A 20,764-nucleotide genomic window follows, 5' to 3' on the forward strand; every position below is an offset into this window, starting at 1 on the left:
GCCGCCGCTCCCGTCGGGGGCGACGTACGTCACACCCGCAGGTGGAACGCGCGTCACGGCGTTGGCGGCCTCGCGAGATCCACGCCACCGTCGTGGGCGGCGACCAGCGGGCCGGGCGGTCGCTGGCGGGCGGCCCGGACCAGCGCGGTGATCGGCCGCGGATCCGGCTCGTTCTCCGGATGCCACTGCACGCCCAGCACGAACGGCCGGCCCGGATCCTCGACCGCCTCGATCACCCCGTCCGCCGCCCAGCCGGTGACGGCGAGCCGCCCCGGGTCGGCAACCGCCTGGTGGTGGTACGAGTTGACCCGGCCCACCCCGGCCAGCACCGTCGCGGCCAGGCTGCCCGGCGCGAACCGCACCGGATGGGCACCGTAGACCCCGGGCGCCGGACGGTGTTCCTCGTGACCGACCACGTCCGGCAGGTGCTGGTGCAGGGTGCCGCCGTAGGCGACGGCGAGCAGTTGCATCCCCCGGCAGACACCCAGCACCGGCAGGTCGGCGGCGAGCGCGGCGGCCAGCAGGGTCAGCTCGCCGGTGTCCCGGTCCGGCCGGTCCTCGGTGCGCGGGTCGGGCGGTTGGCCGTACCGCCCCGGGCCGACGTCGGCGCCGCCGGCCAGCAGCAGCCCGTCGAGGACCGCCAGCACGTCGCCGTCCTCGTCGTCCGGCGGCAACACCACCGCCCGCCCGCCGGCGGCGCGCACCGCCCGCACGTACGCCTCCGGCACCAGCACGGCTGGCACGCCGCGCCAGGTCGCCCAGTCAGCGGGCTCGACGTACGCACTGATCCCGATCAGTGGCCGCCGCGTCATAGCGGTGTGACGTACGCGCCGGTGATGCCGCCGTCCACCACGAACTGCGCGGCGGTCATGAAGGAGGCGTCGTCGCTGGCCAGGAACGCCACCGCGGCGGCGATCTCCTCGGGTTGCCCGAACCGGCCCATCGGCACGTGCACCAGCCGGCGGGCGGCCCGCTCCGGGTCGGCGGCGAAGAGTTCCAGCAACAGCGGGGTGGCCACCGGGCCGGGGCAGAGCGCGTTGACCCGAATGCCCTCGCGGGCGAACTGCACGCCCAACTCCCGGGTCATCGCCAGCACCCCGCCCTTGCTCGCCGTGTACGCGATCTGGGACGTCGCCGCGCCCATCAGCGCCACGAACGACGCGGTGTTGATGATCGAGCCCTTGCCCTGGCGGCGCATGTGCGGGATCGCGTACTTGCAGCAGAGGTAGACGCTCGTGGTGTTGACCCGCAGCACCCGCTCCCAGGCATCCAGGCCGGTGTCCAGAATGGAGTCGTCGTCCGGGGGCGAGATGCCGGCGTTGTTGAATGCGATGTCGACCCGCCCGTGCCGGTCGGCCACCCCGTCGAACAGGTCACGCACCGCCGACTCGTCGGCGACGTCGGTGGCCACGAACTCGCCGCCGCACTCCTCGGCGGCCCGCTCGCCGGCCGCCACGTCGATGTCCACGCAGACCACCCGGGCACCCTCGGCGGCGAACCGCCGGACGGTGGCCAACCCGATGCCGCTGCCCGCTCCGGTGACCACGGCCACCCGGTCCTGCAACCGACCCTGCACTAGCGTCACTCCTCTGTCGCGATGAACACGTTCTTGACGTCGGTGAAGGCGTGCAGCGCGTCCGGACCGAGCTCCCGGCCCAGCCCGGAGCGCTTCATCCCGCCGAACGGGGTCCAGTAGCGCACCGAGGAGTGCGAGTTGACGCTGAGGTTGCCCGAGTCGACGGCGCGGGCCATCCGGAGCGCGCGACCCACGTCCCGGGTCCAGATGGAGCCGGAGAGGCCGTACTCGGTGTCGTTGGCGAGCCGGATCGCGTCGGCCTCGTCGTCGAACGGGAGCACCGAGACCACCGGGCCGAAGATCTCCTCCCGCCAGTGCCGGTCGGCTGCCGAGTCGGCCAGCAGCACGGTCGGGGCCTGCCAGAAGCCGGGGCCGTCGGGGCAGGAGCCGGTGAACGCGACCCGCGCCCCGGCCAGGTAGCCGGCGACCCGGTCCCGCTGGCCGGCGGAGATCAGCGGGCCCATCTCGGCGGTGTCCTGGGCCGGGTGTTCCACCCGCACCGCCCGCACCGCCGGTTCGAGCAGTGCCAGGAAACGGTCGTACACCGGGCGCTGGACCAGGATCCGGGACCGGGCGCAGCAGTCCTGGCCGGCGTTGTCGAAGACCGCGCCGGGCGCGGTCGCGGCGGCGCGTTCCAGGTCGGCGTCGGCGAACACGATGTTCGCGCTCTTGCCGCCCAGCTCCAGGGTGAGCCGCTTCACCTGGCCGGCGCAGCCGGCCATGATCCGGGTGCCCACCTCGGTCGACCCGGTGAAGCAGATCTTGCGGACCGCCGGGTGGCTGACGAACCGCTCCCCCACCACCGCGCCCTCGCCCGGGACGACGATGAACACGTCGTCGGGCAGGCCGGCCTCGCGGGCCAGCTCGGCCAGGCGCAGCGCGGTGAGCGGGGTCAGCTCGGCGGGCTTGAGCACCACGGTGTTGCCGGCCGCGAGGGCCGGAACGAACCCCCAGGCGGCGATCGGCATCGGGAAGTTCCACGGCACGATCACCCCGACCACGCCGAGCGGCTCGTGGAAGGTGACGTCCAGCCCGCCGGGCACCGGAATCTGCCGCCCGGTCAGCCGCTCCGGCGCTCCGGCGTAGTAGTCCAGCACGTCCCGGACGTTGCCGGCCTCCCACCGGGCGTTGCCGATGGTGTGCCCGGAGTTGCGGACCTCCAGCGCGGCCAGCTCGTCGAGGTGCGCGTCGACCACGGCGGCGAACCGCCGCAGCAGCCGTGCCCGGTCTCCCGGCGCCACCGCCCGCCACGCCTCGAACGCGGTCGCGGCCCGCGAGATCGCCGCGTCAACCTCTGCCACCGAGGCCGCGGGCACGTCCCGAAACCCCTCCCCGGTCGCCGGATCCACCACCACAGTCACGCCGGCACCCCCATCCCTGCGTCGTCAGAGGCGTTCGAAGCCACGGGTCAACTCCCAGTCGGTGACGGCGGCGTCGAAGGCGGCGATCTCCACCCGGGCCTGGTTGGCGTAGTGTGCGACGACCTCGGCACCGAAGGCGTCGGCGGCCACGGTGGAGGACTCCCAGAGGGCCAGGGCGTCACGCAGGGTGCCGGGCACCCGCTCGGCCTCCGGATCGTCGTACGCGTTGCCGATGCACTCCCGGCCCAACTCCAGCTCCCCGTCGATGCCGTGCAGCGCGCCGGCGACCAGCCCGGCGATCGCCAGGTACGGGTTGACGTCGGCGCCGGGCACCCGGTTCTCCACCCGCATGCCCTGCCCGTGGCCGACCACACGCAGCGCGCAGGTGCGGTTGTCCACTCCCCAGCGCAGCGCGGTCGGGGCGAACGACCCCGGCTGGTAGCGCTTGTAGGAGTTGATGTTCGGGGCGAAGAGCAGGCTGAACTCCCGCATGGTGGCCAGCAGCCCGGCGAGCACCCGCTGCCCGGTCTCCGACAGGTGCGCCGGCCCGTCACCGAGCATCGCCGAAGCCCCGGCGGCGTCCCGCAGGGAGAAGTGGATGTGGCAGGAGTTGCCCTCCCGCGCGTTCGGCTTGGCCATGAAGGTGATCGCCATGCCCTCCTGGGCGGCGATCTCCTTGGCCCCGTTCTTGTAGATCACGTGGTGGTCGGCGCAGGCCACCGCCTCGTCGTACCGGAACGCGATCTCGTGCTGGCCGAGGTTGCACTCACCCTTGGCGCTTTCCGGGGTGAGCCCGGCGCCGGCCATCTCGGTGCGGATCCGGCGCAGCAGCGGCTCGACCCGGGCGGTGCCGAGCAGCGAGTAGTCCACGTTGTACTGGTTGGCCGGGGTGAGGTCGCGGTAGCCGCGGCGCCAGGCGTCCTCGTACGAGTCACGGAACAGCACGAACTCCAGCTCGGTGCCGGCGTACGCGGTCAGCCCGTGCTCGGCCAGCCGGTCCAGCTGCCGGCGCAGGATCTGCCGGGGCGAGGCGATCACGTCACCGGAGCCGTCCAGCCAGGCCAGGTCGGCCAACAGCAGCGCGGAGCCGGGCTGCCAGGGCGTCCGGCGCAGCGTGTCGAAGTCCGGCACCATCGCGAAGTCGCCGTAGCCCCGCTCCCAACTCGACATCGCGTACCCGTCGACGGTGTTCATGTCGACGTCCACGGCGAGCAGGTAGTTGCAGCCCTCGCTGCCGTTGGCCACCACCTGGTCGAGGAAGTACGGAGCGTGGAACCGTTTGCCCTGCAACCGCCCCTGCATGTCGACCAGGGCCAGCACCACCGTGTCGATCTCACCCTCGGCGACGGCGACCCGCAGTTGCTCCAGCGTGAGCGGCGCTTTCCTCATTCGCGGGCCTCCATCACCAAGGTCTACCGGTCGAGCGGATCATCGTCAATGCCCGCTGCGGCCACCCCGGCAAACGGGATGGCTCGGGTGGATCGCGTGTGCACCGGCGGCAGGCTGAGGCCGCGACCGCGTCCCGGTCCGCCTGCGCGGCGGACCGGGACGTCCGGGTCAGCCGGGCCCGTCGACCGGTGCCGGGTCGGGCGCCCGTGCCGGGTCCTCGACGGTACGCACGGGGCCGGTGAACCACTTCCGGGCCGAGGCGTACCACCAGACGGCGACCACCAGCAGCACCCCGCCCACGGCCAGCGGGGCGTAGTTCACGGCCGACCAGGTGAACCCGTCGTTGCCGGGCACCCCGGCGGGCACGATCGGCAGCACGAAGTAGACCGCGATGACCGCGATCTCGATCACCGCGATCCAACCGAGCAGCTTGTACTTCCGCCCGAGCGTCCACGGCCCGGGGATGAACCGGTCGCCCATCCGCAGCCGCAGCGCGATCGGGATGAGGAAGGACAGGTAGAGCCCGAGCACCGCGACGGAGACGACCGCGTAGAAGGCGATCGGGATGCCGGCGGAGCTTTCGTAGAGCGCCGGCAGGGTGAGGACCATGCCGGCCAGGGTGGCGCCGATGATCGCGTTGGCCGGGGTGCCGTTGCGGTCCACCTTGGACCAGAGTCGCCAGCCGGGCACCGCCCGGTCGCGGCTGAACGCGTACGCCATCCGGCTCATCGAGGTCACGCAGCTCATCCCGCAGAAGAACTGCCCGATGGTGGAGATGATGATGACGATCTTGAAGAAGACCGGGGTCAGCGCGGACTCGAAGATCGCGCCGGAGAAGCCGCCGGCGGCGTTGACCGCCTCGACGTCGGTGGCCGCGAAGAGGAACGCCAGCAGCAGGATCCAGCCACCGACCGCCGAATAGAAGATCGACTGCCAGAGCCCGCGCGCGGCGGCCTGCGAGGCGCCCCGGGTCTCCTCGGAGACGTGGGCGCAGGCGTCGAAGCCGGTGATCGTGTACTGGGTGAGCAGGAAGCCCAGCGGCAACACGTAGAACCAGAAGATCAGCCCGCCGCTGTCCCCGTCACCGAAGCCGGAGTTGTTGAACCGCTCGGTGAACACGAACTGGAAGCTCTGGTGGTTGTCCGGGACGAAGACCAGGATGGCCACCACGACGGCCGCGCCGGCCACGTGCCACCAGACCGAGACGTTCTGCAGGACGTCGATGATCCGGTGCCCGAAGATGTTGATCAGACCGTGCAGCGCCAGGATGATCACGAAGAGGATGAACGCCTGCCGCAGCGTGCCGGCCCAGCCGTCGAAAAGCGCCGACAGGGTGAGGTTGAGGAAGGTCGCGCAGCCGTAGTCGACCGAGGCGGTGACCGCGACCAGGCCGATCAGGTTCAACCAGCCGGTGAACCAGCCGTGCACCGGGCGGCCCATGGTCGCCGCCCACCAGTAGATCCCACCGGCGGTCGGGTACGCCGACACCAGCTCGGCCATGCAGAAGCCGATGATCAGAATGAAGAGCGAGATCAGCGGCCAGCCCCAGGAGATGGCGACCGGCCCGCCGTTGTTCCATGCCTGGCCGAAGGTGGTGAAACAGCCGGCCAGGATCGAGATGATCGAGAACGAGATGGCGAAGTTGGAGAAGCCACTCCACTTGCGGCGCAGCTCCTGCTTGTAGCCGAGTTCGGCGAGCCGTCGGGCGTCGTCGTCCATTGGTTGCTCGGCGGTTGGCACGGGGGTCGTTGCCACTGCACACCTCCCTGAGGTGGTTCCGCGTGCGAGTGGGCAAAGTGTCGTCCCGGCGATCAAGGCGGTCAATACGCAGTCGGTGGGAATCTCACCGCCGTCACGGCTAATTGCGTTGCCGCCCGGCCGGCCCGGGCGCATCCTTGACCTCGTGACGAGGCCCGTTCGCGACGGGTCCACCTCCGGGCGCTCGGACCGCCCGGCACCGCGGCGGCGCGGGGCACCCACCTCTCTCTCACGTACGGCCTGCTCCGCCGTACCCGACGGGTGTCCCCCGCCGCCGCCCCACAACGAGCCCTCACGTCAAGCGGGCAGGTCGACCACCAGGCCCGGTCGAGCCACGCCGACCGGACCGCGGTACGCCCGCCGCGCCGCCGCGACCGCCGCGTCGGGCTCCGTGCCCGGCCACAGGTGCGTCAGCAGGACCTCTTTGGTCCGTGCCGCACTGGCGTAGCGACCCACCTCGGCGGCGCTCGACAGGAATCCGACATGCCGGTCCGGGATCTGGTCAACGTACGTCGCCTCGGCGATCAGCAGGTCGGCGTCGCGGGCCAACTCGACCAACGTCGGGCTCGGCCCGGTGTCCCCGGTGTAGGCCAGCACCGTCCCGCCAGCGGAGAAGCGGCCCCCCGCGTTCGGCACCCAGTGCGGCAGCGACCAGGTCCGCACGGTGAACGGACCGACGTCGAAGCCGTCGCCGGGGGTGAACTCGTGCAGTCGGTACGCCGTGTCGATGAGCCCTGACTCGTCGATCGCGAGCAGCGGGTCGAGGCTGCCGGTGGGCGCGTACACCGGCAGGGCCGGGGCGGACCGGTCTGGCAACACCCTTGCCCGCAGCAATGGCTGCAGGTCGGCGCAGTGGTCGGGATGGCCGTGGCTGACGTAGACCGCGTCGACCGCCGAGGCGTTCAGCCGGGTCAGCAGCGGTTGCAGGGTTGCGTAGCCAGGATCGATCAGCAGCCGAAAGCCCTGGTGCTCGACCACGAAGCCAGCACACCCCTGGCAGGCGGAAGGCCAGGCACCAAGACCGCCCAGCACCACGATGCGCACGGAGCCGACCCTAGCCGGCGCGGGTCCGCCGCACGGCCCCGAGCTCGTCCGCCCGAGGGCCGCGGGTCACGTCAGTAGCAGGCCGGCCAGCCAGAGCGCGGCGATAACCAGGCCGGCGGCGAACTCGACCAGCATCGACAGACCAGCGGCCTTGACCGCCTGCTTGGTGGACGGCCAGGCCAGTCTGGAGTCACCGAGCCGCAGCCGCTCCGCCGCCCACACCCCGGCGACGAAACCGAGCACCAGCCCCACGACCGGCACAACGAAGAACCCGACGATGCCGAGCACCCCACCGGCGAGCAGCGTGGACGTCGGCACACCGGTGCGTTTCAGGTTCCGCCCGGGCCACGCGTACTTGATCACGACTCCGGCCGCGGCGACCAACGTGGCGATGGCGAACACCGCCCAGCCACCCATGCCGGCGCCGCCGAAGATCGCCCAGACCAGCACCCCACCCCAGCACAGCGGCAGCGCCGGCAGGCCGGGCACCACCACGCCGGCCAGCCCGGCCACGATGGCGAGCGCGGCCACCACCGTCACCACCGTCTGCGAGTCCGTGAGGCTCACGCCGCCGCCCTCTTCCGTTGCCACCGCCGGACGGGTCCCCGGCTCACGCCGCCGCCCCGCCGCCCAGCCGGGCGGTGATCGCCTCGGCCGGGGCCGGCGCGCCGAAGTACCGCCCCTGCCCGGTGTCACAGCGCAGTGCCCGCAGCCGTTCCGCCTGCACCCCGGTCTCCACCGCCTCGGCGGTGACCCACAGCTCCAGCGCGTGCGCCAGCCGGACCAGCGCGTCGACGATCCGCTCGTCGCGGTGGTCGGCCGCGATGTCTGTTCCGTCGGCGCGGATGCCCTCGACGAACGGCCCGGCCAGCTTCAGACAGTGGATCGGCAACCGTCGCAGGTACGCCAGGTTCGAATACCCGGTGCCGAAGTCGTCCACCGCCAGCCGGATGCCCAGCGCGGCGAGCCGGTGCAGGCTGCGCAGCGGTTCACCGGCGCTGCCCATCACGGCGCTCTCGGTCAGCTCCAACTGGAGCAGCTCCGCCGGCAGCCCGCTGGTGCGCAGCACGTCGGCCACGGTCTCCACGATCGCCGGGTCGTCGGCCTGTCGGGCGGCCAGGTTGACGCTGACCACCAGCCGGGCGTCGGGGAACTCCCGCCGCCACCGCTCGGCGTCGCGGCACGCCCGCCGCAGCACCCACTCACCGAGCCGCACGATGAGGCCGGTCTCCTCGGCCAGGCCGATGAACCGGTCCGGCCCGATCAGACCCAGCTCCGGGTGCTGCCAGCGGACCAGCGCCTCCACCGCGAGCATGCTGCCCTCCAGCAGCGACACGATCGGCTGGTAGTGCAGCACGAACTCGCCCCGGTCCAGTGCCGCCGGCAGCCCGGCGACCAGCGCCGACCGGGCGAGGTCCCGGGCGCTGCGCTCCGGGTCGTAGACCGCCCACCGGCCCCGGCCCGCCGCCTTGGCCCAGTAGAGCGTGGTGTCCGCGGCCTTCATCAGCTCCGAGGCGGTGGTCTCCCCGGCCGGGCACTCCACGATGCCCACGCTGGCTGAGACGGCCAGCTGCTGGTCGTCGACGTGCACGGGGGCGGCGACGGCGGCCAACGCGGCCTCCGCCACGGCCACCGCGTCGTCGATGTCGTCTCCGCCGTCGACCAGGATGACGAACTCGTCGCCGCCCATCCGGGCGACCAGGTGGCCGTGGTCGGCAACGCACTCGGCCAGCCGCCGGCCGATCATCACCAACAGCCGGTCACCGAAGTCGTGGCCGAGGCTGTCGTTGATCGCCTTGAAGCCGTCCAGGTCGAGGAAGCACACGCCGATCCGCTGCCCGGGCCGGGCGGTGTCGAGGAACCTGCCCAATGTCTCGAAGAACAGCGTCCGGTTGGGCAGCCCGGTCAGTGGGTCGTGCAACGCCTGGAAGCGCAGTCGCTGCTGGAGCTCGTACCGCTGGGTGATGTCCTCGATCATCGCGACGGTGAACCGGGGCCGGCCGTCGTCGTACCGGATCAGCGAGACGGCCAGATCCGTCCAGACCACGCTGCCGTCCTTGCGGTGGTAGCGCTTCTCCACCCGCACCGAGTCATGCTTGCCCTCGATCAGCTCCTGGTACAGCTCCCACATCCCGACGGCGTCGTCCGCGTGGAACAGTGCCGCCACGTTGATCTCGCGTAGCTCCTCGGCCGAATAGCCGAGCATGTCGGCGAACGCCTGGTTGACGTCGATGATCTGGCCGTCCACGTCGGCGATGCCGATCCCGATCGCGGCGCCGGTGAAGACTGCCCGGAACCGCGCCTCGCTGTCGCGCAGCGCCTGCTCCACCTCGTCACGCGCCTGCCAGGCCGACCGGGCGATCCGCTCCTGCTGGGTGAAGGTGCGGTCGCGCAGCGCCCGGGCGAACCCGGCGGCCAGCCCGCCCTGTACCGCCGCGATCCGTTCGGTCAGATCCGCCGGCCGGTCGTCGGCGGCCAGCACACGGCGGGGAAAGTCGTCACCGAGGGCGCGCAACGACCACTCCAGGGCGCCAGGCTCGGTGAGGTGCGCCTCCACCAGTGCCCGCCCGATCTCCTCGGCGGGCCGGGCGGAGAACGGCTCGGCCAGCACCGCCTGGGCCATCTGAACCGTGTGCACCAGCAGCAGCCGTTCGGTCTCGGCCGCGCTGAGCGGCACGAAACCGAGGCGGCGTACCGCGCGGGCCCAGTCGGCGGCGTAGCCCTGGGCATCGGCACGGCCGACGTCGACCCCGACGGGATCCGGGACGGCGGCCACCGGATCAGCCGGCGGGCTGGTCGTACCGGGCGACCGCCCCGAAGGCGCCGAACCGCTCCGGGTGCTCGTCCACATCCGACGGTGAGTCGGGGCGCCACAGCGGCATGTGCACCACGCCCGGTTCGAGGACCGTCCAGTCGCCGAAGAAGCCGGTGACCTGCGCGCGGGACCGCAACGTGATCTCGGTGTCCGTCCGCGCGGAGAGCCGCTGGGCGTCCAGCATCTCCTGCGGTTGGTCCTCGAAGGTGGAGTGCGAGATGACCAGGAAGCTGCCGGGCGCGGCGGCGGCCCGCAGGGTGGCCAGGATGTCCTCGGGCCGGTCGGCGTCCGGGATGAAGTGCACCACCCCGGCCAGCAGGATGCCCATCGGTCGACTGAAGTCGATCAGCCCGAGCTGCCGGGTCTCGGCGAGGATCCGCTCCGGCTCCCGCAGGTCGGAGTGGATCACCCCGGTCAGCTCGTTGCCGGCGAGCAGTTCCCGGCTATGCGCGACGGCCACCGGGTCGATGTCGACGTAGACCACGCGGGCCTTGGGGTTCGCCCCCTGGGCCACCTCGTGCACGTTGCCCACGGTGGGAATTCCGGAGCCGATGTCGAGGAACTGGTCGATGCCGGCATCGAGCAGCGCCCGGACGGCACGGCGCAGGAACTCCCGGCCGGAGCGCATGGTGGCGGCGAGGTTCGGGGTCATGCTGGCGATCTGCTCGGCCAACTGCCGATCGATCTCGAAGTTGTGCGCCCCGCCCAGGAAATAGTCGTACACCCGGGCCGCGCTCGGCCTGGTCAGATCGATCTCGGTCGGCAGTCCGTCCGGCATCAGCGTGCTCCCCAGTTCATCGCCGCGGCGCGGGACGGCACCGGCGTCGGCGTGCCCGCGCCCCCCGGCCGACCCGCGGGTCGTGTGGTGTGGACCACTCTAGGCCGCTGACTCCCGCGTTCGGGAGATCCCTTCACGCTCTTTCCGCGCTCAGGCGGCAGACTCCAGCAGCAGCGAGATGCCCTGCCCGACCCCGATGCACATGGTGGCCAGTGCCCGGCGGCCACCGCGACGGCGCAGCTCCAGCGCGGCGGTCAACGCCAGCCGTGCCCCGCTGGCACCCAACGGGTGCCCCAGCGCGATGGCGCCGCCGTTCGGGTTGACGTGCTCGGCGTCCACGGGCAGCCCCAGCTCGCGCAGCACCGCCACCGACTGCGCGGCGAACGCCTCGTTCAGCTCGATCACGTCCACCGCGCCCAGCTCGACGCCGACCCGGTCGAGCAGCTTGCGGGTGGCCGGCACCGGCCCGATCCCCATGATCCGGGGTGGCACGCCGACCGCCGCCGCACCACCGATGCGGGCCAGCGGGGTGAGGCCGTAGCGGGCCACCGCGGCCTCACTGGCCACCAGCAGCGCGACCGCGCCGTCGTTGACGCCCGACGAGTTACCGGCGGTCACCGTGCCGCCCTCCCGGAACGGGGTGGGCAGCGCGGCCAGCTTCTCCAGCGAGGTCTCGCGGGGGTGCTCATCGACCTCGACCAGCCGGGTCTCCCGCCGGCCGGCCGGCACGGAGACCGGCACGATCTCCTCGGCGAACCGGCCGTCGGCCTGCGCCTTGGCGGCACGCTGCTGCGAGCGGTACGCGAACGCGTCCTGCTCGGCCCGGCCGACGCCGTACTCGGCGGCCACGTTCTCCGCGGTCTCCGGCATCGAGTCGACCCCCCAGCCGTCCCGCATCAGCGGGTTGACCAGCCGCCAGCCCAGGGTGGTGTCGTACACCTCCGCCGAGCGGGAGTACGCCGAGGTCGCCTTCGGCATGACGAACGGCGCCCGGCTCATGCTCTCCACCCCGCCCGCGACCACCAGCTCCGCCTCCCCGGCCACGATGGACCGGGCGGCGGTGCCGAGGGCGTCCAGCCCGGAGCCGCAGAGCCGGTTGACCGTGCTGCCCGGTACCTGCTCGGGCAGGCCGGCCAGCAGCGCCGCCATCCGGGCCACGTTGCGGTTGTCCTCGCCGGCCTGGTTGGCGCAGCCGAGCACGACGTCGTCCACCCGGGCCCAGTCCACCGACGGGTGGCGGGCGACCAACTCGCGGATCACGTGCGCGGCCAGGTCGTCGGGGCGGACGCCGGCCAGCGCGCCGGCGTAGCGGCCGATCGGGGTACGGACACCGGCCACCAGGTATGCCACGGTCATCGCGAGTCCTTCGGGGGTGGAGACGGCGGGGGTGGAGGCACCCGCTGGGGTCTTGCGGGCTACCGAGCGCCAGGATATCCGCGCCGACACCGGATAGGTTGACGGCATGGCCCGGGCCCAGTTCAGCGCAGAGACCAGCGGCGGTGGCACGTTCGTCCGTCAAGCCAACCGGTTCACTGGCCGGGTCACCCCGGACTCGACCTCCCCGCCCGGCGGCGGCCCCGACGAGCAGGACCGCTGGCCGCTGGAGGCTGGCCGCTACCGGCTGATCTGGTGCCGCGCCTGCCCGTGGGCGCACCGCGCCCGGATCGTGCGCGGTCTGCTCGGGCTGGACGACGCGATCTCGCTGGGCACCGTCGACCCGATCCGGGACGAGCGGGGCTGGGCGTTCGCCCTCGACCCGGACGGCTTCGACCCGGTCCTCGGCGTCAGCTTCCTCTCCGAGGCGTACCTGGCCACCGACCCGGACTACACCGGCCGGGTGACCGTGCCGGCGCTGGTCGACACGCTGACCGGTCGGGTGGTCACCAACGACTACCCGCAGCTCACCCTGGACTTCTCCACCGAGTGGCGGCGGTTGCACGCCCCGGACGCGCCGGACCTGTACCCGATCGAGCTGCGCCCCGAGATGAACGCGCTGATGGCCGAGATCCACACCGACGTCAACAACGGCGTGTACCGGTGCGGGTTCGCCACCTCCCAGGAGGCGTACGACGAGGCGTTCCGGGCGCTGTTCGCCCGGCTGGACGCGCTCTCCGAGCGGCTGGCCGGGCAGCGCTACCTGATGGGCGACGCGATCACCGAGGCCGATGTGCGGCTGTTCACCACGCTGGTCCGCTTCGACACCGCGTACCACGGACACTTCAAGTGCAACCGGCACAAGTTGACCGAAATGCCGGTGCTCTGGGCGTACGCCCGGGACCTGTTCCAGACCCCGGGCTTCGGCGAGACGGTGGACTTCGACCACATCAAGCGGCACTACTACGGCACCCACCGGGAGATCAACCCGAGCGCCATCGTGCCGCTCGGGCCCGACCAGTCCGGCTGGACCACGCCGCACGGGCGTGGCTGAGCCGGGTCGGCCCGGCACCACGACCGCGCCCGCCGTCCACGCGGACGTCGCGCGCCGGGTCGCCGCGTCGGCCGCCGCCGGCTGCGCGCTGGCCGGCGCGGTCGCGGTGACGGTCGCCGTGGTCGCCGGTCCCGGTCCGGGGCTCACCGGGTACGTCAGCGAGGCGGGCATCGCCGGCAGCGGCCACGCCGCGACGTACCGGATCGGGGTCCTCGCACTGGCCGGCGCGCTCCTGCTGCTCGCCGCCGCGCTGCCTGCCGAGGTGCGGGCCGCGCCAGCACTGCCCCCCTGGGTGCGGGCGGCGCCAGCGCTCCTCGCCGGGGCGCGGGCTGCGCCGGCGCTGCTCGCCGTCAGTGCCGTGTGCACCGCCGTGTCCGGGGCGGTGACCTGCTCCGCCGGCTGTCCGCTGCCGCCGTTCGAGCGAGCCACGGTGGCGGACCTGGTGCACGGCGGAGCGAGCATCGCGGCGACCGCGGCGGTGGTCCTCGCGATGGTCGCGCTCGCCCTGGCCGGCCCGGCCGGCCGGGCGGCACGTTGGCTGGCCGGCGGGGCGGCCGCGCTGGCCCTGCCGCTCTGCGCCACGGTGGGGCTGGCCATGCTCCTCGTCGGTCGGGGCGAGGTGGTGGGCGTGCTGGAACGGCTGATCCTGGCGCTCGCGGTGCTGTGGGGCCTGGCCACCGCCACCGTGCTGGCCCTGGCCCGCCGCTGAGCACGCAGCGGCGGCGACTGTAAGGAGCCTCACGATCAACGGTCCTTCCACCCAGGAGAAGGACCGGCGTAACGTTGGTCGGCGATGACCAATGTCTGGGGCCTCACCGTCCGCCTGTACGTCGATCTCCGACTGCAGGCCAGCGGCGTCTGTCCGGCGTAGCCGCACTCTCCCGCCTACCCCGCCCGGACCAGACAATTGGACAGACCCACATGCCTTTCGGCCTGCGCAAAATTCCCTTCTCCGTGCAGATCCTGCTCGGCCTCGTGCTCGGCGTGGCGCTCGGCTTCCTGGCCCGCACCAACGACCTGAGCTGGCTGACCAGCACCCTGCACACCGTCGGCGGCCTCTTCATCCAGCTGCTCAAGCTGGCCGTGCCGCCCCTGGTCTTCACCGCCATCGTGGTCAGCGTGGTCAGCCTGCGCGGCGTGGCCAACGCTGCCCGGCTCGCGTTGAAGACCCTGCTGTGGTTCGGCATCACCGCGCTGATCGCGGTGGGCATCGGCATCGGCCTCGGCCTGCTCACCAACCCGGGCAAGGGCGTGACCCTCGACCTGGGTGGCGCGGCACCGCCGAAGAACACCGGCTCCTGGACCGACTTCCTCACCGGCATCGTGCCCACCAACCCGGTCGGCGCGTTCGTCGAGGGCAACGTCCTGCAGATCGTCTTCCTCGCCCTCGTGGTCGGTGCGGCGGCGCTGCTGGTCGGCGAGGCCGCCGAGCCGTTCGTGGCGCTGAACCGCTCGCTGTTGGAGATCGTCCAGAAGGCGCTCTGGTGGGTCATCCGACTCGCCCCGATCGGCACCCTCGGCCTGATCGGCAACGCCGTCGCCTCGTACGGCTGGGACCTGCTGGCCCCGCTGGCCAAGTTCACCACCGCCGTCTACGTCGGCTGCGCCATCGTGCTGTTCGTGGTCTACCCGCTGGTGCTGATCCTCGCCGGCCGGCTCAACCCGCTGCGCTTCTTCGCCGGCGCCTGGCCGGCGATCGAGCTGGCCTTCGTGTCCCGCTCCTCGGTGGGCACCATGCCGGTGACCCAGCGCTCCGTCGAGCGGCTCGGCGTGCCCCGCGAGTACGCCTCGTTCGCGGTGCCGTTCGGCGCCACCACGAAGATGGACGGCTGCGCCGCGATCTACCCGGCACTCGCCGCGATCTTCGTGGCCCAGGTGTTCGGCGTGGACCTCGGCATCACCGACTACCTGCTGATCGCCTTCGTCTCGGTGGTCGGCTCGGCGGCCACCGCCGGCCTGACCGGCGCGATCGTGATGCTCACCCTCACCCTGAGCACGCTGGGCCTGCCGCTGGCCGGCGCCGGCCTGCTGCTGGCCATCGACCCGATCCTCGACATGATCCGGACCGCCACCAACGTGGCCGGGCAGGCCCTGGTGCCGACCGTCGTCGCTGCCCGCGAGGGCACCCTCGACCGGGCCGCGTACGAATCCGCCGGCCGGCGGGACCTGACCGACCCGGAGCCGGTCGCGAACACCCGGCCCGACCGGCAGGACGAGCTCAGCCCCGTCCCCGCCTGACCAGTTCGCACCACCAGCGGCGGGCCTCTCATCCGAGGGGCCCGTCGTCGGTTCTTGAGAGGATGACGAGATGAGCTCCCTGTTCACGCCGCTGACCCTGCGCGCGGTGACGCTGCCCAACCGGATCGCCATGGCGCCGATGTGCCAGTACTCCGCCGGCCCGGACGGTCTGCCCACCGACTGGCACCTGATCCACCTCGGCACGCGCGCGGTCGGCGGGGTCGGGCTGGTGCTGACCGAAGCGACCGCCGTGCTGCCCGAGGGCCGGATCAGCCCGCAGGACACCGGGCTGTGGTCCGACGCGCATGTCGACGCGTGGCGGCCGGTGACCGCGTTCGTCGCCGGCCAGGGCGCGGTGCCCGCCGTGCAGCTCGCGCACGCCGGCTTCAAGGCCTCCACCTACCGACCGTGGGCCCAGACCCGCGGCGGCGTGCCGGACGCCGAGGGCGGCTGGACGCCGGTCGGTCCCGGGGCGGAGCCGTTCGTCGCCAACTACCGGGTGCCGACCGCCCTCGACGCGGCCGGGATCGCCGGCGTGGTCGAGGCCTTCGCCACCGCCGCCGGGCGGGCGCTGGACGCCGGCTTCGCCGCCGTGGAGATCCACGCCGCGCACGGCTACCTGCTCCACGAGTTCCTCTCGCCGCTGACCAACCACCGCACCGACTCCTACGGTGGTGACCGGGCCGGCCGCATGCGGCTCACCCTGGAGGTGGCCCGCGCGGTACGCGCGACGGTCGGCGAGACCGTGCCGGTGCTCACCCGGATCTCCGCCACCGACTGGGTCGAGGGCGGCTGGACGGCCGAGGACAGCGTCGTGCTCGCCGCCGAGCTGGCCGGCGCCGGCGTGGACCTCGTCGACGCCTCCTCCGGCGGCGCACACCCGGACGCGCGCGTCCCGCTGGGCCCCGGCTACCAGGTGCCGCTGGCCGCCCGGATCCGCCGCGAGGCCGGCGTACCGACCGGCGCCGTCGGCCTGATCGTCGAGCCGGAGCACGCCGAGCAGATCGTCGCCGGTGGCGAGGCCGACCTGGTGCTGCTCGGCCGGGAGCTGCTGCGCGACCCGTACTGGCCGCGCCGCGCCGCCGCCAAACTCGGCGTCACGTACACCGGGCCCGCCCAGTACGCCCGCGCCGCCTGACCCCCTGCCGGTGGGGCGGCTGCCGTGCCGGGCGGCCGCCCCACCGTCAGCCAGCCAGGTGCGACCAGTCGCCCTCCAGGTCCCGCCAGGTCCCCTGGGCCGCCACCGTGCCGCCGAGCAGCACCACCACGTGATCGGCGCGGACCAACGCGGCGCGCTTCGCGGTCGAGCCGACCACGGTCACCCCGTGCGCGCGCAGCGCCTGCCACAGCGCCAGCTCGGTGGTGACGTCCAGCGCCGACGACACGTCGTCGGCGACCAGCAGCTCGGTACGCGGCGCCAGCGCCCGGGCCAGCGCCAGCCGTTGCAGCTGGCCGCCGGAGAGCCGGGTGCCCTTGTGCCCGATGAGCAGGCCCAGCCCACCGCCGGCAGCGGCCAGGTCGTGGTCGAGCTGGGCGGTGGTGACCGCCCCGGCCGCGTCCACCTGGTGGCCGAGCGCGATGTTGTCGGCCACCGTGCCGGAGAGCACCCGGGGCAACTGGCCGACGTAGCCGACCTGGTTGGGGCGCAGGAACAACTCCGGCTCGGTGACCGGGTCGCCGTTCCAGGACAGCTCACCGGTGTGGTGCACGATCCCGGCCAACGCCCGCAACAGCGACGACTTGCCCGAGCCGACCGGCCCGACGACCAGCACCAACTGCCCGCGCTGCACGGCCAGGTCCACATCCCGGACGGCGACCGCGCCGTCGGAGTGCACCACCCCGAAGCCGCGCAGCTCCAGCCGGCGCAGCGGATGCCGGGGCGGCATACTCGGCGCGGGCGCCGTCCCGGCGGCCAGATCGACCGCCGGCACCCCCGCGGAGTACGCGTTCACCCCGGTCATCGCCACCGTGCGTCGGGTCCAGACCCGCGCAGAGGGCAGCTGGGAGATCAACGACGCCGTCGTCCAGGCGAACCAGCGGGCCGCGCCCAGGGTGGAGACGGCCACCAGCACCGCCCCGGCGGAGAGTCCGCCATTCAGATAGAGCGCCCACGCGCCGATCGGCAACAGCCCGCTGGCGACCGACGGTGTGGAGCGCGACCACACCTGCACCGAGATCTCCCGCCGCTGCCGGTCGCTGCGCACCACATCCAGGTCCGCAAGGTGACGTAGCACCGCCGCGGTCGCGCCGGCGAGCTTCACCGTCCGCGCCGCGGAGAGCGCGGAGACCAGCGCGGTGGCGAAGGCAGCCCGCGCCGCCACCGTCGCCCGGGCCGCACGCTCGAGCTTCGGCCCGAACAGCGTCGCGGCCAGCCCGGAGACGACCATCGTGCCGAGGAAGAACAGCCCCGGTACGACGCTGCCGGTGACCGCCGTCATGGCGACCACCAGGACCAGCGCGACGGCCTGGTCCAGCACGTTGTCGGCGAGCTGGACCACCCGCTCGGTGTCGCCGCCCTGCGCCACCACCTCGGCCGGGGTGTGCGAGCTGACCCGGCGCGGCCCGGTCTGGCCGTGCACCAGGCGCAGGCCGATCCGCAACATCTGCCGCACCCACCACTGGGGGAACCAGACGTGGGTGTAGTACGGCAGCGGCAGGGTGACCAGCAGCCCGGCCGCGATCCCCACCGCCGGCAGGTACGGGTTGCCGGTCCCGTCGACCACGTCGGCCCAGAGCCAGGGCAGCACCGGGCCGTCCAGCCCCAGCAGGCTGAGCCCGAGGAACAGCCCGATCGCGGCCAGCCCGTACCGGGGATCGTTGGTACAGAGTCGGAAGATCTCGCGCAGCGTCCGAGCCGGCGGTACGGGCGGCAGTGGCGGCGGGTCTGCACGGGTCGGCCCGACCGGCCCAGTCGGCTCGACCAGCCCAATCGGCGCGCTCGTTCCGACCGGCCCGATCGGCCCGATCGGCCCACTCGGCTCGACCGGCCCAACCGGCCCGGCCGGCGTGCTCGTTCCAACCGGCCCGACCGGCGTGCTCGTTCCGACCGGCCCGACCGGCGTGCTCGTTCCGACCGGCTCGGCCGGCGTGCTCGTTCCAACCGGCTCAGCCGGTGCGCTCGCCGGCTCGCTCGGCCAAGCGTTGGCCGGGTCGGGGCCGACCAGCAGGTCGGTGCCGGCGCCGGCGCGGCCGGCCGGCGCCGCTGCGGCGTACGCGGCGGCGTGACTGGTCGCCAGCAGCTCGGCGAAGCGTGTCGACGTCTCCAGCGGGCCGGCCTCGACCACCGCGCCGTCGGCCAGCACCACGACCTCGTCGCAGCGGCGCACCGAGGAGAGTCGGTGGGCGATAACGATCCCGATCCGGTCTAGCAGCAGTCGTTCGGTGGCCCGCTGCACCCGCGCCTCGGTGACTGGGTCCAGCCGCGCGGTGGCCTCGTCGAGGATCACCACATGCGGGTCACGGACCAGGATCCGGGCGAACGCCACCAACTGCTCCTGACCGGCGGAGAGCACGTGCCCGCCCTCCCCCAGCCGGGTCGCCAACCCGTCCGGCAGCTCGGCGATCCAGCCGGCCAGGCCCAGCTCGTTCAGCGCTCGGGCTGCGGCGTCGAGCAGCTCCGGGTCGAAGAGTGCGACGTTCTCGGCGAGCGTGCCGGCCAGGATCTCGGTGCGCTGCGGTACCAGTGCCACCCAGCGGCGCAACTGCTCGACGTCGAGGTCGCACAGGTCGGTGCCGCCGAGGAAGACCGTTCCCGGCGGCACGTCAACGGCCCTGGTGAGCACCTTCGCCAGAGTCGACTTGCCCGAACCGGTCCGCCCGATCAGCGCGTACGAGCGCCCGCGCGCGAAGGTGAGGCTGAGCCCGCGCAGCGCCGCCCCCCGGCCGCTCTCCGGGCCGCTCACCTGGTACCCGAACGTCAGCTCGCGGATACGCAGGTCACCCTCGGTCGGGCTGGCCCCGCCGACGGGCTCCTGCCGGGCCTTCTGGAGCAACTGCACCCGGGCCCACGCGCCGAGAGCCTCCTGGATCTCCGGCACCATCCGGCTGACGTGTTCCGCGGTGGCCCCGAAAGCCAGGGCGAGCAGCCAGATGGCGGTGAGCCGGGCAGCGTCGACCCGGTCGGTGGCCAACGCCCAGGCCCCGCCGAGCACCACCACGCCGATGCCAGCCCGGATCGTCGCGGTGGCGGCCGTGGCCACCCGCGCGGACAACACCCAGACCAGGTGGCCCCGGGACAGCACGGCAGCGGCCCGCCGGGCGTACAGCCGCAGTACGTACGGCCGGGCCAGGCTGGTCCGTACGTCATCCTGGCCGTGCACCGCCTCCTCCATCACGGCGGCCAGGTCCGACCATGCCTCCTCCTCGGCCATCCGGGCCGGCCCGATCCGCGTCGTGGGCCGGCGCAGTCCGACCGCGAGCACCACCGTGAGCAGCAGCATCGCGATCCCGGCCGGCCACCACACGACCAGCGCGACGACCATCGACAACAGGCCGACGCAGAGGCCCTGGGCGAGCCGGGTGCCCTGGTTACGGATCGCCGACGCCACCTGGTAGACGTCCCCGTCGATGCGGTCGAGCAGCTCGCCCACCGGGGTGGTCTCCAGGGTGGGCAGGTCCTGCCCGAGGGCGACGCGGCAGAGCCGGCGGCGCACGTCGGCGGACCAGTCGGCGGTCAGGCCGGCCATCAGCAGGCTCACCGCGAGGTCGCTGAGCACCACGGCGACCAGCGCCGCGGCCAGCACGGCGAAGAAGCCGGCCGAGCGGTGCACCAGCACCGCGCCGGCCAGCGCCGACGCGCCCGCCTGACCGGCGGCGCCGAGCACGATCAGGACGGCCACGATCGTCATCCGACGTGTCGAGGTGCCCCACAGATCACGGAGCAGGCGCATTGGTGTCCCTCCGGACGTGGGTGGCGGCGAACCCAGCGTGCCGGTACGGAACCGGTCAACTCAACCGATTTACCGTCTCTGAGCAGGGCTTCCGGGCCGGTCAACCGGTCCGAACTCGCGATCTGTGGAACCTGTGATCCCGGTCATCATCGGGCATCCACGCCGTCCGGTTTCCGTGCTCGGCCGGTGCGGGACCTGACCGGGTGGGCGGGCTTCCGGGCCACGTCCGTGCGGGATGCGGTGGGACGTGGGACTGCCGTGGTACGCGCGCCGCCGGCCGCTTCTCGCGCTCGACCCAGGCGATCCCGGCTCCGGGCGGTCAGGCTTGACCCCCGCGCCGGGCAGGGCGGGCCCCAGACCTGTCGGCGGTCACCGTCGCGTCGATGGTCGCCGTCTGTCCCGATCGCCCTGAACGCGGCCCCAGCCCTCAGCCCCAACCCGAGCCCTCGTCTTCGGGTCGGTCGCTGTTGTTGGCGTGATACCTGTGA

General features: G+C 73.0%; 15 protein-coding genes. 4 read left to right on the forward strand and 11 right to left on the reverse strand.

Translation table 11 applies throughout. The features are described 5' to 3' along the window. Positions 1-53: 53 nt before the first annotated feature. The 10 genes from ABZV00_RS27330 to pcaF all read right to left on the reverse strand — a co-directional run bounded on the left by ABZV00_RS27330 (position 54) and on the right by pcaF (position 12,077). Positions 54-812 (reverse strand): gamma-glutamyl-gamma-aminobutyrate hydrolase family protein, encoded by a 759-nt coding sequence (locus ABZV00_RS27330; RefSeq protein WP_355611019.1) that lies wholly within the window; start codon positions 810-812, stop codon positions 54-56. Next, entirely contained in the window at positions 809-1,576 is a 768-nt protein-coding gene (locus ABZV00_RS27335; protein ID WP_328424619.1) for a 3-oxoacyl-ACP reductase, read from the reverse strand. The genes ABZV00_RS27330 and ABZV00_RS27335 overlap by 4 nt, the downstream gene beginning before the upstream one ends. 5 nt (positions 1,577-1,581) lie before the next feature. Beyond that, positions 1,582-2,937: an aldehyde dehydrogenase family protein gene (locus ABZV00_RS27340; RefSeq protein WP_355611022.1), complete on the reverse strand. Its 1,356-nt coding sequence runs from the start codon at positions 2,935-2,937 to the stop codon at positions 1,582-1,584. 24 nt (positions 2,938-2,961) lie between these two features. Further along, positions 2,962-4,326, reverse strand: a complete 1,365-nt coding sequence (locus ABZV00_RS27345; protein WP_355611025.1) for a glutamine synthetase family protein — start codon at positions 4,324-4,326, stop codon at positions 2,962-2,964. A gap of 168 nt (positions 4,327-4,494) precedes the next feature. After that, a complete protein-coding gene (locus tag ABZV00_RS27350; protein WP_355611028.1) occupies positions 4,495-6,081 on the reverse strand; it encodes an amino acid permease in 1,587 nt (528 codons plus the stop codon). 300 nt (positions 6,082-6,381) lie between these two features. Continuing rightward, entirely contained in the window at positions 6,382-7,128 is a 747-nt protein-coding gene (locus ABZV00_RS27355; RefSeq protein ID WP_355611031.1) for an MBL fold metallo-hydrolase, read from the reverse strand. Between the two features lie 66 nt (positions 7,129-7,194). Continuing rightward, positions 7,195-7,695 carry a DUF456 domain-containing protein gene (locus ABZV00_RS27360; protein ID WP_355611033.1) on the reverse strand — a complete coding sequence of 167 codons (501 nt, stop codon included), beginning with the start codon at positions 7,693-7,695 and terminating at the stop codon, positions 7,195-7,197. A gap of 43 nt (positions 7,696-7,738) precedes the next feature. Then, positions 7,739-9,904, reverse strand: a complete 2,166-nt coding sequence (locus ABZV00_RS27365) for an EAL domain-containing protein (protein ID WP_355611035.1) — start codon at positions 9,902-9,904, stop codon at positions 7,739-7,741. Between the two features lie 4 nt (positions 9,905-9,908). Continuing rightward, a complete protein-coding gene (locus tag ABZV00_RS27370) occupies positions 9,909-10,721 on the reverse strand; it encodes an SAM-dependent methyltransferase (RefSeq protein WP_328424609.1) in 813 nt (270 codons plus the stop codon). 150 nt (positions 10,722-10,871) lie between these two features. Continuing rightward, positions 10,872-12,077 carry a 3-oxoadipyl-CoA thiolase gene (gene pcaF / locus ABZV00_RS27375; protein WP_355611038.1) on the reverse strand — a complete coding sequence of 402 codons (1,206 nt, stop codon included), beginning with the start codon at positions 12,075-12,077 and terminating at the stop codon, positions 10,872-10,874. 106 nt (positions 12,078-12,183) lie between these two features. Here pcaF and ABZV00_RS27380 point away from each other — a divergent pair, with 106 nt between their 5' ends. The 4 genes from ABZV00_RS27380 to ABZV00_RS27395 all read left to right on the forward strand — a co-directional run bounded on the left by ABZV00_RS27380 (position 12,184) and on the right by ABZV00_RS27395 (position 16,525). After that, the gene (locus tag ABZV00_RS27380) at positions 12,184-13,149 is read left to right on the forward strand and encodes a glutathione S-transferase C-terminal domain-containing protein (RefSeq protein WP_355611041.1); all 966 of its coding nucleotides are present in this window, start codon (positions 12,184-12,186) and stop codon (positions 13,147-13,149) included. After that, positions 13,142-13,858: a DUF998 domain-containing protein gene (locus ABZV00_RS27385; protein ID WP_355611044.1), complete on the forward strand. Its 717-nt coding sequence runs from the start codon at positions 13,142-13,144 to the stop codon at positions 13,856-13,858. The genes ABZV00_RS27380 and ABZV00_RS27385 overlap by 8 nt, the downstream gene beginning before the upstream one ends. Positions 13,859-14,082: 224 nt before the next feature. Continuing rightward, the gene (locus ABZV00_RS27390) at positions 14,083-15,387 is read left to right on the forward strand and encodes a dicarboxylate/amino acid:cation symporter (RefSeq protein ID WP_328426352.1); all 1,305 of its coding nucleotides are present in this window, start codon (positions 14,083-14,085) and stop codon (positions 15,385-15,387) included. A gap of 70 nt (positions 15,388-15,457) precedes the next feature. Then, complete coding sequence (locus tag ABZV00_RS27395) at positions 15,458-16,525, forward strand: NADH:flavin oxidoreductase/NADH oxidase (RefSeq protein ID WP_355611046.1); 1,068 nt, start codon at positions 15,458-15,460, stop codon at positions 16,523-16,525. Positions 16,526-16,571: 46 nt separating this feature from the next. Here ABZV00_RS27395 and ABZV00_RS27400 read toward each other — a convergent pair whose 3' ends face one another. Then, the gene (locus ABZV00_RS27400; RefSeq protein WP_355611049.1) at positions 16,572-20,276 is read right to left on the reverse strand and encodes an ATP-binding cassette domain-containing protein; all 3,705 of its coding nucleotides are present in this window, start codon (positions 20,274-20,276) and stop codon (positions 16,572-16,574) included. Positions 20,277-20,764: the final 488 nt, after the last annotated feature.

It is taken from the genome of Micromonospora sp. NPDC005173 (assembly GCF_040608515.1).
In the GTDB taxonomy this organism is placed as follows: Bacteria; Actinomycetota; Actinomycetes; order Mycobacteriales; family Micromonosporaceae; genus Micromonospora.